Raw genomic sequence first — 15,214 nt, forward strand, 5'->3', positions numbered from 1 at the left:
GATCCTGTCGATCCTGTCGATCCTGTCGATCCCGTTGACCCCGTTGACCCCGTTGACCCCAAACCCATAAATACCCCGCCCGCTGTCGGTGAACCATTAATCGCAGTAACCATGCTGATAGGCAGTGTTGCGGGATTCAGGCTGCCTGAAAACGCGTTTGCCGATGCCGACGGCGATTCACTGACTTTCCGAGCAACACTAGAAAACGGCGAAGCATTGCCCGAATGGCTGCAATTCGATCCCGACACCAAAATGTTCAGCGGTGCAGTACCTTCAGACAGCCGCAGCGAATACAACGTGGTGGTTACCGCCACAGATTCGCATGGTGCAAGCGTCTCACAAACATGGCTGTTTATGGCTTTACAGGAACAGGATAGTTACACCGAAGCCCCCCGTACTGAAGGTACAAACAGCGACGATATTATTCCGGAGCTCCAATGGCAGCCCGCAACCGGACGGCACATCAACGGCAACGACGGCAATGACATCATTTACGGCACCCAATACGATGATGTGCTGAACGGCGGCAATCATAACGACATCTTGTACGGCGGTGCCGGTAACGACACCTTAATCGGCGGCGCGGGCAACGATTATCTGTCCGGCGGCGCGGGTGCTGACGTGTATGAATTCAGCCGCGGGCATGGCAGCGATATTGTTTCTGAAATAAACACCACCGGCATCAACACCATACGCTTCACCGATCTTAATGCCGATGAAATCACCTTCCGCAACACCGACAGAGTTCATTTCGGCGACAGAAATGAAAATTCTTTAATCATCAGAAACAGCAGCGGCGACCAAATCGACATAGACCAATTTTTCAGCAATATGGAAATGTGGCGTTTTGAATTTGCCGACCGAGTTTATACCTACGCAGACTTCCTGCAATACGGCATCCCGCTTACCGGCACCGAAGGCAACGATGTGCTTCGCACCTATCCGGCAGCATTGCCCTCTGTTCAATACGGTCTGGGCGGCAAAGACATGCTGCTGGGCAACGACATGAACGACATCCTAAACGGCGGTGCGGGCAATGACCAACTCAAAGGCAACGGCGGCGATGATATTCTGAACGGCGGCGCGGGTAACGACAGCTTAGAGGGCGATGCCGGCAATGATGTTTATGTGTTTGAAGGTGCGTTTGGCAGTGATTTTGTCAGCGATTCGGCGGGCATGGATACCCTTCGCTTCACCGATTTGAGTTTGGCGGATTTGCTGTTTGACAAAAACCATCTGAATTATTTGGAATTGTTTACTGCCGACGGTGAGAATAAAGTGCAGATTGCCGGTCAATTGGGTAATAATCCCCAATACAAAATCGAGCGCATTGAATTAAAAGATGCGGTATTGGAAAACCCCGATTTCAGCCAATACATCTCCGATTATGACCCGCAGCCGCAATCCATGACGGTGTTTGATGAGTTGAATCAGATGAATCAGCTGATGCAAACGACGGGAATTTTATAAACGTTTTATCAAAGTGTGTTGTCAGCCGTTATTCAGGCAGCCGTTGGCAGTGTATGAACAGACTGGCTGCACACTTTAAGATTGCTGCATTTGATTGCAACAGAAGCAGGGCTTTTTTCAGGCAGCCTGAAAGGGTTCGTGCATGTGGTGCTGTGATACACGGTAGTGCTGCTATTTAGAAGATTTATATGTTGCTGAATCGGAGCGGCGGCAGGGTTTGGGGCGGTGTTTGCTTGAGGCGGTTTACGCCCATGCCGGCAAGCATGATTGTGCGCGGGTTTATTGGGTTGCCGATAAAAGCAATCATGCTGCACAGCAGCTTTATAATCAAGTTGCACAGATAACCGATTTTGTGCAATATCGCCGTCTTTGATCAATACAATCAACCCATGACTTCTGTCCATTTTTCTGCTGTCCGCCAACCCGAATCACTGTTTTTTAACATCAACGGCTTGCGTTTACACACAGTGCATTGGCAGGGTAACGGGCAAATCAATGTGTTGCTGCTGCATGGCTGGATGGATTGCGCCCATAATTTTCAATTGCTGGCAGACGCATTGCCGCTCGAATGGAATGTTTATGCACCCGATTGGCGCGGCTGCGGTTTGTCGGAGCACCAAACACATGGACATTATGATCGCGGCATGATGTTGGCTGATTTGGCACAGATAATTGACATCATCAGCCCGGACAGTCCGATGCCGATTTTGGGGCACAGCTTAGGCGGCATGTTGGCGGCGCACTACGCTGCTGCTTTTCCCGAGCGGGTGCAAAATCTGATTTTGGCAGAAGCCTTCGGTTTAAACGACGGCGATTTGAATGATGTTGCGCTGCGTCTGCGCCGTTTTATCCAAGCTGTATCCAAGCCCAAGTCATGGCATGACTTGGGAAGCCTTGAAGCCGTGGCGCAGAAATACCAAAGCCGTAATCCATTGTTGAGCATGGCACAAGCGCGTTTTTTTGCCGAACAGCTGACGATGCGCTCTGTTTCAGGCAGCCTGATTTATAAAGCCGACATCAAGCACACTATTGCTCAGCCTGTACCGTATCGCTTGGCATTGGCTTATGCGCAATGGCAGCAGATTCGTGTGCCGATATTGTGGGTGGAGGGCGGATTGCTGCCGCACAATTTTTATTTGCGCCAAATTCAAGACAGCTTAGATACACGTTATCAAGCATTGGGCAACCCGCTCAGAGTGCGCTTGGCGCAATCGGGGCATATGCTGCACTGGGAAGCACCGCAAGAGCTGGCTGAAGCGGCAGCGGCATTTTGGCGGCAGCAAAATCATTAAATCGGAATCAGATTATCAATATTTACCCGCAGCAATAAATTGCTGCGGGTAAATTCGGCGGTATTTTCAGGGCAATATACAGCCAAACCATTTTCTTTTTCACCATGCGGCAATCCGAAACAATCAAGCCCTGTACGGCAGAAACCGGAATAAAAAGCCATATCCACGTGTAAAAAACAGTCGCTTGGCTTTTGTATTTGTATTTGTATTAAAAATACAGTCAGCTAAAGGACTAAAATTTTTCAAAACAAATAATCAGAGAAAACACAATAGATCGGTTTTGTTCTCGGTATTCTTGCCGCTTTTGAGTGAATTGACTTCTCTCATCTTTATTTGTGCCGGTGTTTTAAGGTTTTTCTAAGGTTCTTTTTCGAGACAGCTTCAGTCTATCCAATGCCTTTCCCATTGCGCCCTGTGTACAGCCGAAACGGGCGGCGCGTTCAGCCTGATAGTCGTCGGGATATTGCTCAACGTCTTGTCTCAGCAATTCGGGATCAATTTTGCGGAAGAACGGCTTGTATTCTTTGCTGCTCGCTTCACTCTTCCAGAAATAAATGATTGAAACACTAACGCGCAACTCGGCAGCTATTTGTTTCACTTTGCCGCCTGCTGCTATTTTATCTAAGGCTAATTGCCTGAAATGTGCTGGATAGGTCATGATGATTTTTGAGAAAGTGTATGCCGTAAAACCGTTTTGGCATGTTTTTGAAATGTCGTTGAATAAAAATCCGAAGCGGTTTGCAGTTATGGTTTTCAATGCTGAAAACCGATTCGGATAATTATCTTGGACTCCTCTTTAAGACTGGTGTTCGCTTTCGGCTTCGCGTTGTGCTTCCACCGCTGCCAATGCCACCATATTCACAATGCGGCGCACTGAAGAAATTGGTGTAAGGATTTGCACCGGTTTTGCCATGCCCATGAGAATCGGACCAATCGTAACGCCGTCAGATGCGGATACGCGCAGCAGATTGTAGCCGATATTGGCGGCTTCCACATTCGGCATCACCAATAAATTGGCAGCACCTTTAAGCGTGGAATCAGGTAAAACTTGCCGGCGAATGGGTTCGATTAAAGCGGCATCACCCTGCATTTCGCCATCGATTTCCAAATCGGGTTTGGCTGCCTGAATCAAAGACAAGGCTTCCTGCATACGACGGCTGCTGCTGTGATCAATTGATCCGAAATTTGAGTTGGACAAAAGTGCCACTTTCGGCTCAATGCCAAAGCGGCGCATTTCTTCCACGCACATTAATGTATTGGTGGCAATTTGCTGTGCCGTTGGGTTGGCATTCACGTAGGTATCGGTAATAAAAATATTGCCGTGTCCCAGAATCAAAGCATTCATGGCACAGGCACTGTTTTGTGGGTTATTGTAGCCGATCACTTCGTCCATAATGGCAAAGTGATCCAGGAAACGTCCTGAAGTACCGCAAACCAAGGCATCGGCATAACCCAAACGCACCAGCATGGCACCGATTAAAGTGGTGTTGCCCAGCATGCGGCGGCGCGCCATGTCTTGGGTTACGCCCTGGCGTTTGCGCAATTGGTAGTATTTTTCTGAAAATTCTTGATGGTGCACATTTTTTTCATTGTCCACCAATTCAAAATCTTTGCCCGGCTGAATGGTTAAACCCAATTTTTTCAAACGCGCTTCAATCACAGTGCCGCGGCCTACCAATACGGGAAATGCCAATTTTTGAGACACAATCTGCTGGGTGGCATGCAGTACACGTTCTTCTTCACCCTCGCACAGCACCACGCGCTTGATGTCTCTTTTTGCCTGCCCGAAAACGGGTTTCATAAACAGGCTGGATTTGTACACAAACTGATTGAGGGTTTCGACATAAGCGTCCATGTCGGTAATCGGGCGAGTGGCAACACCGGAATCCATTGCCGCTTTGGCAACGGCAGGTGCAACCACGGCAATCAGCCGCGGGTCAAACGGTTTGGGAATTAAATATTCCGGACCGAAGCTCAGCTCGGCATTGCCATAGGCATTGGCAACGGTATCGTTTTGTTCTGCCATTGCCAAATCAGCAATGGCGCGCACACATGCCAGTTTCATTTCTTCGTTAATGGTGGTTGCGCCCACGTCCAATGCACCGCGGAAGATAAACGGGAAGCACAGCACGTTGTTTACTTGATTCGGAAAGTCCGAACGGCCTGTGCCGATAATCGCATCTGGGCGGGCGGCTTTGGCTTCAGGCGGCCAGATTTCCGGCGTGGGATTTGCCAAAGCCAGAATAATCGGGTCTCTGTTCATGGTTTTGAGCATATCCACGCCCAAAACATTTGGACCGGATACACCCAAGAAGATATCTTTACCCGCTACTGCGTCTGCCAGTACACGCTGCCCTTTATCGGGGTTTGCGTAGCGGCGTTTGGATTCGTCCATTTTGCCGTCGCGGCCTTCATAAATGACCCCTTTGGAATCACACACGGTGATGTTTTCACGTTTCATGCCCAAAGCAACCAGCAAATCCAAGCAGGCAATTGCCGCCGCACCCGCGCCGGAACACACCAAGGTTACTTCATCAATATTTTTCTTAACCACGCGCAAGCCGTTGGAAATGGCAGCGGCGGTGATAATCGCCGTGCCGTGCTGGTCGTCATGAAACACCGGAATATGGCAGCGTTCGCGTAGTTTTTTCTCAATATAAAAGCATTCGGGTGCTTTAATGTCTTCTAAGTTAATGCCGCCGAATGTCGGCTCTAAAGACGCAATAATTTCCACCAGCTTATCGGGATCGGTTTCGTTCACCTCAATATCGAATACATCAATGCCTGCAAATTTTTTGAATAAAACCCCTTTGCCTTCCATCACCGGTTTGCCCGCCAGCGCACCGATGTTGCCCAAACCCAAAACAGCAGTACCGTTGGAAATAACTGCCACCAAATTGCCGCGTGCGGTATATTTATAGGAAGCGAGCGGATCGTTGTAGATTTCCATACACGGCGCGGCGACACCGGGCGAGTATGCTAAAGACAAATCATATTGCGTCGCCAATGGCTTAGTGGGTGTAACTTGGATTTTGCCCGGTTTGGGGAATTCGTGAAAATGCAGTGCGGCTTCTTTGATTAAATCGTCCATGAGGTGTTTTTCCGAAAAATACCAACGACACAATAGTCGTGTTCTTAAAGAATTTCAGGCTGCCTGAAAAAATAGGGTTTTGAGTGGGCTTATTTTAGTCATTTTTATGCTGTTGGAATAGAAAAACTTTCAGGCAGCCTGATGTATTAGGCTTATTACAAAGGCAGGCTGCCTGAAAATGAGCGGTTAAATTCAAAAAATTATCTTTATCCTAAGGCAGATTTCATTTGCTTTTTACATCATTTTGTGTGGTTTTTGGTTATAATCGCCGAAAACAACAGCGTGCAGCCTTAACGGGCTGTCTTTTATTTGTCTGCATGGTGGATACATGAACGATTCCGTATTGATAATCCTTGTACTGGGGGCGTTGGTGATTTTAGCGGTCATCGCCTACAACATGTACCAAGAAAACCAATACCGCAAACAGCTGCGTGAACGCTTTGGTCATGCCAACAAAGACGCACTGCTTGACAGCTCTGTTCAATCGGTTCGCGACGGGCAAACAACGGCTGATATAAATGCCGCACCGCTCAAACCCCTGCACAAAAACACGTCTCCCGCCGCGCCGAATGATTTCTCCAATCAGCCGCAGAATATTGCTCAACCGATTGAAAATACCGAACGTGCCGCCGTTTCGCCGCTTGACAATTCAATCACGGCGGCAGCGGCTGAACCCGTTTTGCAAACCGCCGCTAATCTTCAAAAAACCGACGGCAATCGTTTTGATTTCAAAAAAATCAAAGAAGTTCTGCCCGCGCGTACTCAAGTTTCAGGCAACCGAAAACCATTGTTAGACGTGAAAGACATGCTCAAGCAGCCTTTGGCGTGGTTTGAGCCGCGTTTTGATTATATGGCGGCAGTGGCGTTGTTTGAACCCAAAGAATTACACGCTTTGCCGCGGCTGGGCGGGCAGCACCGCTTTCGTATGGCGGGTTGTACCATGGACTATCGCTTTCAAATTGCCGAACCCATTCCCAGCGTGTTTTACCAAGGCTTTGTGGTGGGTTTACAGGCAATCAGCCGACGAGGGTTGGCAACATTGGAAGAATTAGGTCAATTCAGCACTCAAATGAACACATTTGCCGAGCAAATGGACGGTGTGTTATTGCTCACCGATAAAGCCGCTTTCTTGGAAACAGCCCGCCCGCTTGATGATTTGTGCGCACGGGTAGATCAAACCATCGCCATGCACTTGGTGTCGCGCGGTGAAATCAGCGGCGTTGAATTGCGCACTGCGGTGGAAAGCCAAAGTTTTGAATTGTCGCATGACGGCGCGTTCTATCGGCAAAATGAAGAAGGCAATACCTTGTTTACTTTGGTAACGCTGGACGGCAGCTCGTTTACCGCTTCTTTGCTTGCCAATCAACACTATCGCGGTTTCAGCATGTTGTTTGATATTGTGCATGTCCCTGCCGGTGAAAAATACTTTAATTTGTTTATGGATATTGCCGTGAAATTTTCCAGCCAGTTGGGTTTGGATTTGGTAAACGACAAAGGCGAAGAATTATCAACGCAGTGGCTCAAGGAAGTGCGCCGCTATGTTTTGGAGCAGCAAGCCGAGATGCGGCAAGTACCGATTGAACCGGGCGGTGAATTGGCAAAACGGCTGTTTTCCTAGGCGGTGTTGATTATTATGGATTGTTGCTGCGCATGAAAGCAACTGAAAGCAGCTTGCCGTATCAATAGCTTATCGTTGCTGTAATTTTATACTTCGGGCTGCCTGAAAAATATCTGCCGCCGTCATGCGGCGCGGTAAACGCAAACATTTATGCAGTATCCCTGCCTCATACTGACGGCAGTTCCTTTTTTATCTGCTTCTTTTTATCTGTTCTGAGGACGGAATCATGGTTTTAAAAAAATACGGATTGGCAGCAATACTGACTGTGTTGAGCTTGGCGGCTCATGCTCAGCCGGAAGTGCGTTTGGCAGTGCATAAATCGTTTGATCTGCCCAAAACGGTGCTGGCAAAATTTGAGCAAGACAAACAGGTTAAATTAAGCGTGATTAAAGTGGGCAGCGGCAATGAAATGCTGAATAAACTCATTTTGACACGCGCCGCGCCCATTGCCGATGCCGTTTACGGTTTAGACAACAGCAATATTGCCAAGGCAAAACAAGCTGGTATTTTGGCAGAAAAACAGCCGCCAAGCCGTAAAACAATAGTGAATTTGCCTGATGCCAATGCTATTGATTATGGTTATGTGGTGCTGAATTACGACAAAGCATGGTTCAAAAAAAACAACAAATCCTTGCCTAAAACCTTGGCGGATTTAAGCACGCCCACCTACAAAGATTTATTGGTATTGCCAAGTCCGGCTACGTCTTCAGTGGGGCTGGCATTTTTAATGGCAAATATTGCTCACTTGGGTGAAAACAATGCGTTCCAATGGTGGGCAGACATGCGCAAAAATGGTGTGAAAGTAACCCAAGGCTGGTCTGATGCTTATTACACCGACTTTACCCAAAATGGCGGCAGCCGCCCCTTGGTGGTGGGCTATGCCACCAGCCCCGCCGCCGAAGTGTTTTACAGCAAAGGCAAATACAGTGAACCGCCCACAGGCAATTTATTCTTGGCGGGCGGTGTGTTTAAGCAAGTGGAAGGCGCGGCGGTGCTGAATCGCGCCAAAGAGCCAAAATTGGCGGCGGAATTGGTGCAATATCTGCAAAGTGATGCCGTACAGCAAGCCATTCCCGAATCCATGTGGGTTTATCCTGCCGTGGCAAATACCGCGATACCCGCCGTGTTTCAATTTGCCGGCGTTCCTGCGGCATTGCAAGCATCAGCACCTGCTGATATGGCGGACAAGCAAATGGCTTGGGTGAAACGCTGGACACGCACGGTTTTACGTTAATCAACGGTAAAAAACGCCCTATTGACAGCCCGCCATGACGGCGGAAAGCGCAAATGGGGCAGTTAATCTGCTTTTTCGCGTTAATGCGGAGCAGTGAATTGCTGTGCGGACGGTTTTTGTTTCTTTACTGCTGAGAATTGCCGATTATCTGCAAACATATAGCTAAACTATTAAATTTTTCAAAACAACTTGCCAGAAAATTTACGGCTAATTGTCTGAAATCTGCTGAATAGGCGATGTTTTCTTTTTTGAAAAAATAATAGTACAGCTATATTTCAGGCAGCCGGAGACACGAAATTCAGACGGCAGTCATTGCCGATGGTGATTACGGTTCTGTACATTCCCAATGCACAGAACCGTTTAAACGTTGGCAGCGGCAATTTTCAAATCACTGAAAATTGCCGCGCACAATGTGCTTTCAAATAACAATTGATGTTCAATTATTCGCTTTGGGTTGTCAATTTTACGCAAACATTACATGCTTGCCGCGAAACGGCGCAAAGTTTGCCACGCCGCCGCTTTTTTACCGCCGTTTGTCAATAATCGTGCGGGATGCGGCACAATGGCATACGGGATACTGCCGCAAAGGCGGGCAATGAGTTTCGGTGGCATTTGCTGAAATGTTTCACCCAGCAGCAGCACTGCTTTTGCTTGCGACCATTCCCATTCTTTTTTCAGATAAACGCGGCAGGCGGTTTTTTGCTGTTTGCTTGCATACAGGCTGATATTGGGTGCGCATTTCACTTGCGCCGTTACGTAAGCATCATCGCGGCGCAAACCCACGGCGCGGAGCATATTGGTCAGCAAAATATCCACTTCGCCGCTGAACAGCGCGCCGTTCATATCGTCTTGCGGCGATGGGTTTTCACACAGCACCAGCAAACGTGCGGGCAGCTGCCCTGAACCGCTTAATGCTTGCCGCCGCTCATGGCACAAAGCACAGCTTTGACACACACTCAATGCCGCTGCCAATGATTCGGGTGTGTCGATGCCGCGGGTATCGGCTGTTTGAAATACGGTTGGTGAAGCGGGCAGACGGGTGGTATTGTCGGCAATCTTTGGGTTTTCGTTGTGCAGCAAAGCCTGAATATCGGCAGGACGCGGCTTGGCGGTTTGTGATTTGCTGCGGACATGGGATATTGCTGAAGAAGCGGCTGACGCTGCTTTTTCGGCTGTTTTTTCTTCAGCGGCTGCCTGAATATCTTGAGCATCGTCGGCTTCAAGGTGTGCACCTTGTTTCAGCCACATCACGCCCAAACCCAAGGCCTCATGTAAGTGCAAATAACGGCTGCTTAACATATCCGCTCCATAATCACGGCATCTTCTCCGTTGGCATAATAAGCCCGCCGCTGTCCGCACACGGTAAAGCCCAGCTGATGATACAAGGTTTGTGCCGCTGAATTACTGCGGCGCACTTCCAATAACACGCGGTTAATTTTCATATCAGCGGCTGCCTGAAACAAGTGATTTAATAATTGTCTCGCCAAGCCGCAGCGGCGGTGTTGCGGGTGGGTATTGATTAAATGAATTTCCGCTTCATCACCCATGTGCTGCCACACCAGCATGGCTGCCAAATGGTTTTCTGCTTCAATCACCCAAATATGATTGGGCAATACCAAGGCCGCCTGAAGCTGTGCCGCCGACCAAGCCGACGGGTTGCATATTTGTTCCAATTGCGCCAAAGCGTCAATATCACGGACATCGGCAAGGCGAATCACAGTGTGTTTACCCTGTTGACGGCTTGTTCGGCGGCGGTGAGGGCGATTTTATTGCGGACATACAATAATTCGGCGTGTGCCGCATCTACAGCGGGATAGTTTCCCGATAAAGCCAGCTGCAAATAATGACGTGCCTGCGGCATACGGTTTTCACCGAAAACCGGCAAATCGGCGGTTAAAGCAAACGCATTGCCGACACCGACAGCGTGCTGGTAATTTTCAGGCAGCCTGATTTCATCGGCACGTCCGACACAATAATGGCTCAATCGCTGTTGTTTTTGTGTGTTGTACCACGCGTAAAATAATTCATTCATGCGCGCGTCGGCGGCTGCCAGCACACAAGGTTGATTGGGCATTAAAGACGCAAGCGCGTCCAAACAGGGAATGCCGATTAAAGGGGTATTGAATGCCGCCGCCAAGCCCTGTGCCACGCCGATGCCGATGCGTAAGCCCGTGAATGCGCCCGGTCCTTGGGCATAAACAATGGCGTTCAATTGAGGCAAAGACAGATTGGCTGTATCCAGTAATCGTTTGATTCTCGGTAAAATAATTTCGGATTGACGATTACCCGCTTCTTCGTAAACTTCATCAATTTGTTCGTGGTGGTATAAGCCCAAAGACAAAAAGGAAGTGCTGGTGTCAATTGCCAATAAATGAGTTGGGTGTGGATTCATTGTTCTTGATTTGTTTCCGATTCATTGGCTTTTTGCCATGACGACAACCATAATTTTTGCTGGTTCAGCAAAGTTTTTTGCCATTGAATGCCTTGCAATTGCATGGAGAGCCACATTTCAATATTGTCTAATTCAATCAGCCGCTTGTTTAATTCTTCCAAATTGGTGGGTGGCAAGAATGACGAAGCAGGCGGTGGGTTGTCTTGCCACCATTGCTGCCAATAGGCAAAAGGGTTGTTGTCTTGTTCCATAAAACCTCCTGAATATTGACGCAGATTTTTACAAAGTGCGTTGCGGCGAATCAATCGGCAAAGTGTCCCATTTTGGCAGATTTGGTGTTGAGGTAGTGGGCATTTTCCTGTGTTTTGCCCACATGCAAAGGCACGCGTTCAATCACGCGGATTCCCACATTATCCAATGTATTTACTTTTTGCGGATTATTGGTCATTAATCGCACGGTGTTTACGCCCAAGTAATCAAAAATGTGTTTTGCCAAAATGAAATTGCGGGCGTCCACGGGCAAGCCCAGTGCCAAATTGGCTTCCACGGTATCCAAACCTTGGTCTTGCAATTGATAGGCACGGATTTTATTGATTAAGCCGATGCCGCGTCCTTCTTGGCGCAAATACACAATCACGCCGCGCCCTGTGTTTTGCACAGCCTGCATGGCTGCCTGAAGCTGCGGGCCGCAATCGCAGCGCTGTGAGAATAAGCCATCGCCCGTGAGACATTCGGAATGAATGCGTGCCAAAACGGGCTGTCCGCCGCTCACTTCGCCCATTACCAGCGCAATGTGTTCTTGTCCGTTGCCCTCTTCAAAGCCGTACAAACGAAATTCGCCCCATTCGGTGGGCAGGCGGCAAGCGGCAACAAAATGCAGGGGAGAATCAGGGCTTGAAATCATTGGATTATTGTCTTTGTTTTCAGGCAGCCAACTCAGGCTGCCTGAAAACATTGTCTTAAAATGGATACGGCGTTGTTGGTGTTTTCTTTGTTTTTCAGTTAATCATTGTTTATATTAACGCTCAGTGATTTTGTGCTGTCCAACGGTGCTGCGATTCTTTAATAACGGCTTTTGCTTCGTCAATATCGCTCCATTTTTCTACTTGGGTTGTTCCTGCTTTTTTCAGGTCTTTGTAGTGATTAAAGTGAAATTCGATTTGTTTGATGAGCTGTGCGGGTAAATCAGCAAGGGTTTTGATGGCGTTGCCGTTGTTGCGGTCGTCTTCGGGAACAACCACGATTTTGTCGTCCACTTCGCCGTCGTCCACAAATTTCATCACGCCGATTATCCGTGCCTGTAAGTAGATGCCGGTGGCTAAAGGTTGGTCGGTGATAATGAGTGCGTCTAATTCATCGCCGTCTTCGTCTAAGGTTTGCGGAATAAAACCGTAGTTGGTGGGTTTGGCAAAAATCAGCGGTTCAACGCGGTCCAGTTTCATTGCACCCAAGCGGCGATTCCATTCAATTTTGTGGTTAGAGCCGGCGGGAATTTCCACAACCACATTGATGACGCCGCTGCCCACGTCGCCTGCATCTAAGATTTGGTTAAAATCAGCCATTATGTATCCTTGTAAACAATATTCAAAAAGGGGTTTATTGTATCAAAGCCGCGCGGCTTGCCCATGTGAATTTTTATTTAAAGCTGCCTGAAATCGAGGTTTGGTACAAAATAAAATAGCGGTGAATAAAGTACAAATCGATTGTTTAGTCCGATTTACGGGTAGTCTTAAACTTGCCAGCGGTAAGCGGCGTGGGATAGTATCGGGCTTGTATTTGCTGTCAAGAAAAGATGAAGTGCAAAACGGCATGGCAATTTTCGGTTTGCGGTGCAGTGCTTTGATGAAAAAATCACAGCATTTTATCTGCGGCAACACCTTAAACAAACGGCATTTAAGAAAACACCAACAAACAATCCACAAAAGGACTCGTGTTTATGACGCAACAACGCCCTGTTATCGGCATTCCCTGTGATGTCAAAACCATAGGCAAATGGCAGTTTCACACGGTGGGTGATAAGTATATTCAGGCAGCCCAGAATGCGGTAGGCGATGTTTTGCTGCTGCCCGCGCTGGCTGACCATAACACTTTGGCACGGTTGTTGCCGCTGGTGGACGGTTTATATTTAACCGGCGCGTATTCCGATATTGAGCCGCACCACTACCGCGACCAATCCGCTGATGATGATGCCTTGCGTGATCCTGCCCGAGACAACACCACGTTGCCGCTGATTCGTACTGCCGTTGATATGGGTTTGCCCGTATTCGGCATTTGCCGCGGCTTGCAGGAAGTGAATGTGGCTTTGGGCGGCACATTGCATCAGAAAATTCAAATCTTACCCGGTAAATCCGATCATCGCGGCAAAGGCGATACTTTAGATGAAGAATACGGCGAAGCACACGAAATTAACTTAGCCGACGGCAGTTTGATTAAACAATGGCTGGGCATGGATAAAATCAAAGTGAACTCCGTGCATCAGCAAGGCATACGTGATTTGGCGGCGGGGCTGAGCGTAGAAGCAACGGCATCGGACGGCATTATCGAAGCGGTGCGCATTGATGCTGCGCCTTTATTTGGCTATGCAGTGCAATGGCATCCAGAGTGGCAATACCAAAGCAATACAGTTTCTAAGGCGTTGTTTCACGCCTTTCAAGCAGCCTGTGTGCGTTATCATCAAAATAAATAGGAGAAAAGCATGTATGAAGAAATTTTTACGTGGCTCAAAGAGCACGGCATCACCGAAGTAGAGTGTATTTTGCCCGACATTACCGGCGTGGCGCGCGGCAAAATTATTCCCAAAGACAAATTCCTTTCCGAGCCGGAGATGCGGCTGCCTGAAGCCGTATTGCTGCAAACCGTTACCGGGGATTATCCGTCGGCAGACATGTTAGATGCCACCGACCCCGATATGGAACTCAAACCCGATACCGCCACTTTGCGGTATGTGCCGTGGGCGCAAGATCCCACCGCTTCGCTGATTTTTGATTGTTTTACTTCAGACGGCTTGCCGCAGGAAACCGCGCCGCGAAATGTGTTAAAACGGGTGTTAAAACAATTTGAAAACATGGGGCTGCTGCCGATTGTGGCGCCCGAAATGGAATTTTATCTCATTGCCCCCAATCCCGATCCTGATATTCCCTTAAAACCGCCAATCGGGCGCACAGGGCGCAGTGAATTCGGCCGCCGCTCTTATGCCATTGACGCAGTAAACGAATTCGACCCTTTGTTTGAAGAAATTTATGATTACTGCCACGCGCAAAATTTAGAAGTGGATACCTTGATTCACGAAATCGGCGCGGCGCAAATGGAAATCAATTTTCTGCACGGCAATGCCTTGGATTTGGCAGACCAAGTATTTTTATTCAAACGCACTGTGCGCGAAGCCGCATTTCACCACAATATGTACGCTACTTTTATGGCAAAGCCTATGGAAGGCGAGCCCGGCAGTGCCATGCATGTTCACCAAAGCCTTACTAATTTAAATACCGGTAAAAATGCTTTCAGCAATGAAGACGGCTCGCCGTCTGAGCTGTTTTTCTATTTTATCGGCGGCTTGCAAAAATACCTGCCGCTCACCATTCCCTTTCTTGCACCGTATGTAAACTCATTCCGCAGGCTCACGCCATACACCGCCGCACCCACCAATGTAGCATGGGGCTACGATAACCGCACCGTTGGTTTGCGTGTACCGCGTTCATCGCCAAACAGCCGCCGCATCGAAAATCGGCTGCCCGGCGTTGATGTCAATCCTTATTTGGCATTCGCGTGTTCACTGGGCTGCGGTTTGTTGGGCATTAAAGAAAAATTGCAGCCAAGCGCACCCGTATCCGGCAACGGCTATGAATTGCCCTGCCAATTTCCCAGCACCCTCGAGGAGGCGATTGAACGCCTGCGCCAATGCGAACCAATACACGACCTGATGGGCAAACGTTTTGTGGAAATGTATATCGGTGTGAAAGAGCGGGAAGTTGCTGAATATTTCCGTGTGATCAGCCCGTGGGAACGTAAATTTTTGCTGTTGCATGTGTGAATAAAAGCGGAGGAAAATAAAGAGTCAATCACTGTGGTTAAAGTAATCGGGGTGATTGGCTCTTTTTCGCAGATTCAGGCAGCCTGT

General features: G+C 48.5%; 16 protein-coding genes. 7 read left to right on the top strand and 9 right to left on the bottom strand.

Translation table 11 applies throughout. The features are described 5' to 3' along the window. From Q384_RS14265 to Q384_RS05530, 3 genes are all read left to right on the top strand, one after another. On the top strand, positions 1-1,470 hold a 1,470-nt coding region (locus Q384_RS14265), incomplete at its 5' end, for a putative Ig domain-containing protein (RefSeq protein WP_037586474.1). 217 nt (positions 1,471-1,687) lie between these two features. Then, entirely contained in the window at positions 1,688-1,843 is a 156-nt protein-coding gene (locus Q384_RS14495) for an N-acetyltransferase (protein ID WP_084224408.1), read from the top strand. A gap of 16 nt (positions 1,844-1,859) precedes the next feature. Continuing rightward, complete coding sequence (locus Q384_RS05530) at positions 1,860-2,762, top strand: alpha/beta fold hydrolase (RefSeq protein WP_051940516.1); 903 nt, start codon at positions 1,860-1,862, stop codon at positions 2,760-2,762. Here the strand turns inward: Q384_RS05530 and Q384_RS13245 are convergent. From Q384_RS13245 to Q384_RS05540, 3 genes are all read right to left on the bottom strand, one after another. Then, a complete protein-coding gene (locus tag Q384_RS13245; RefSeq protein WP_156956466.1) occupies positions 2,759-2,923 on the bottom strand; it encodes a hypothetical protein in 165 nt (54 codons plus the stop codon). The genes Q384_RS05530 and Q384_RS13245 overlap by 4 nt on opposite strands. A 185-nt stretch (positions 2,924-3,108) precedes the next feature. Then, positions 3,109-3,420 carry an IS630 transposase-related protein gene (locus Q384_RS05535; protein WP_037586476.1) on the bottom strand — a complete coding sequence of 104 codons (312 nt, stop codon included), beginning with the start codon at positions 3,418-3,420 and terminating at the stop codon, positions 3,109-3,111. A 138-nt stretch (positions 3,421-3,558) separates the two neighbouring features. Next, positions 3,559-5,853, bottom strand: coding sequence for an NADP-dependent malic enzyme (locus Q384_RS05540; protein WP_037586477.1), 2,295 nt, complete (start codon positions 5,851-5,853; stop codon positions 3,559-3,561). A gap of 343 nt (positions 5,854-6,196) precedes the next feature. Here Q384_RS05540 and Q384_RS05545 point away from each other — a divergent pair, with 343 nt between their 5' ends. Further along, complete coding sequence (locus Q384_RS05545; protein WP_425423475.1) at positions 6,197-7,471, top strand: cell division protein ZipA C-terminal FtsZ-binding domain-containing protein; 1,275 nt, start codon at positions 6,197-6,199, stop codon at positions 7,469-7,471. Positions 7,472-7,697: 226 nt separating this feature from the next. Next, on the top strand, positions 7,698-8,705 hold the full coding sequence (locus tag Q384_RS05550) for a thiamine ABC transporter substrate-binding protein (protein ID WP_037586479.1): 1,008 nt from the start codon (positions 7,698-7,700) through the stop codon (positions 8,703-8,705). Between the two features lie 474 nt (positions 8,706-9,179). On the opposite strand, the gene Q384_RS05555 is transcribed toward Q384_RS05550, so the two are convergent. From Q384_RS05555 to Q384_RS05580, 6 genes are all read right to left on the bottom strand, one after another. Continuing rightward, a complete protein-coding gene (locus Q384_RS05555; protein WP_037586480.1) occupies positions 9,180-10,004 on the bottom strand; it encodes a uracil-DNA glycosylase family protein in 825 nt (274 codons plus the stop codon). Continuing rightward, entirely contained in the window at positions 9,998-10,423 is a 426-nt protein-coding gene (gene rimI, locus Q384_RS05560) for a ribosomal protein S18-alanine N-acetyltransferase (protein ID WP_037586481.1), read from the bottom strand. Before rimI ends, Q384_RS05555 begins: the two co-directional genes overlap by 7 nt. Beyond that, on the bottom strand, positions 10,420-11,097 hold the full coding sequence (gene tsaB, locus Q384_RS05565) for a tRNA (adenosine(37)-N6)-threonylcarbamoyltransferase complex dimerization subunit type 1 TsaB (RefSeq protein WP_037586482.1): 678 nt from the start codon (positions 11,095-11,097) through the stop codon (positions 10,420-10,422). The genes rimI and tsaB overlap by 4 nt, the downstream gene beginning before the upstream one ends. Continuing rightward, positions 11,094-11,348, bottom strand: coding sequence for a PhaM family polyhydroxyalkanoate granule multifunctional regulatory protein (locus tag Q384_RS05570; protein WP_037586483.1), 255 nt, complete (start codon positions 11,346-11,348; stop codon positions 11,094-11,096). Before Q384_RS05570 ends, tsaB begins: the two co-directional genes overlap by 4 nt. Before the next feature lie 50 nt (positions 11,349-11,398). Next, positions 11,399-12,001: a GTP cyclohydrolase II gene (gene ribA, locus Q384_RS05575; RefSeq protein ID WP_037586504.1), complete on the bottom strand. Its 603-nt coding sequence runs from the start codon at positions 11,999-12,001 to the stop codon at positions 11,399-11,401. A 121-nt stretch (positions 12,002-12,122) separates the two neighbouring features. Further along, the gene (locus tag Q384_RS05580) at positions 12,123-12,659 is read right to left on the bottom strand and encodes an inorganic diphosphatase (RefSeq protein WP_037586484.1); all 537 of its coding nucleotides are present in this window, start codon (positions 12,657-12,659) and stop codon (positions 12,123-12,125) included. Between the two features lie 374 nt (positions 12,660-13,033). Here Q384_RS05580 and Q384_RS05585 point away from each other — a divergent pair, with 374 nt between their 5' ends. Both Q384_RS05585 and Q384_RS05590 read left to right on the top strand, forming a co-directional pair. After that, entirely contained in the window at positions 13,034-13,783 is a 750-nt protein-coding gene (locus tag Q384_RS05585; protein WP_037586485.1) for a gamma-glutamyl-gamma-aminobutyrate hydrolase family protein, read from the top strand. Positions 13,784-13,792: 9 nt separating this feature from the next. Beyond that, positions 13,793-15,127: a glutamine synthetase family protein gene (locus tag Q384_RS05590; protein WP_037586486.1), complete on the top strand. Its 1,335-nt coding sequence runs from the start codon at positions 13,793-13,795 to the stop codon at positions 15,125-15,127. Positions 15,128-15,214 lie beyond the last annotated feature (87 nt).

The sequence above is a fragment of the Stenoxybacter acetivorans DSM 19021 genome, assembly GCF_000745895.1.
GTDB classification, from domain to species: domain Bacteria; phylum Pseudomonadota; class Gammaproteobacteria; order Burkholderiales; family Neisseriaceae; genus Stenoxybacter; species Stenoxybacter acetivorans.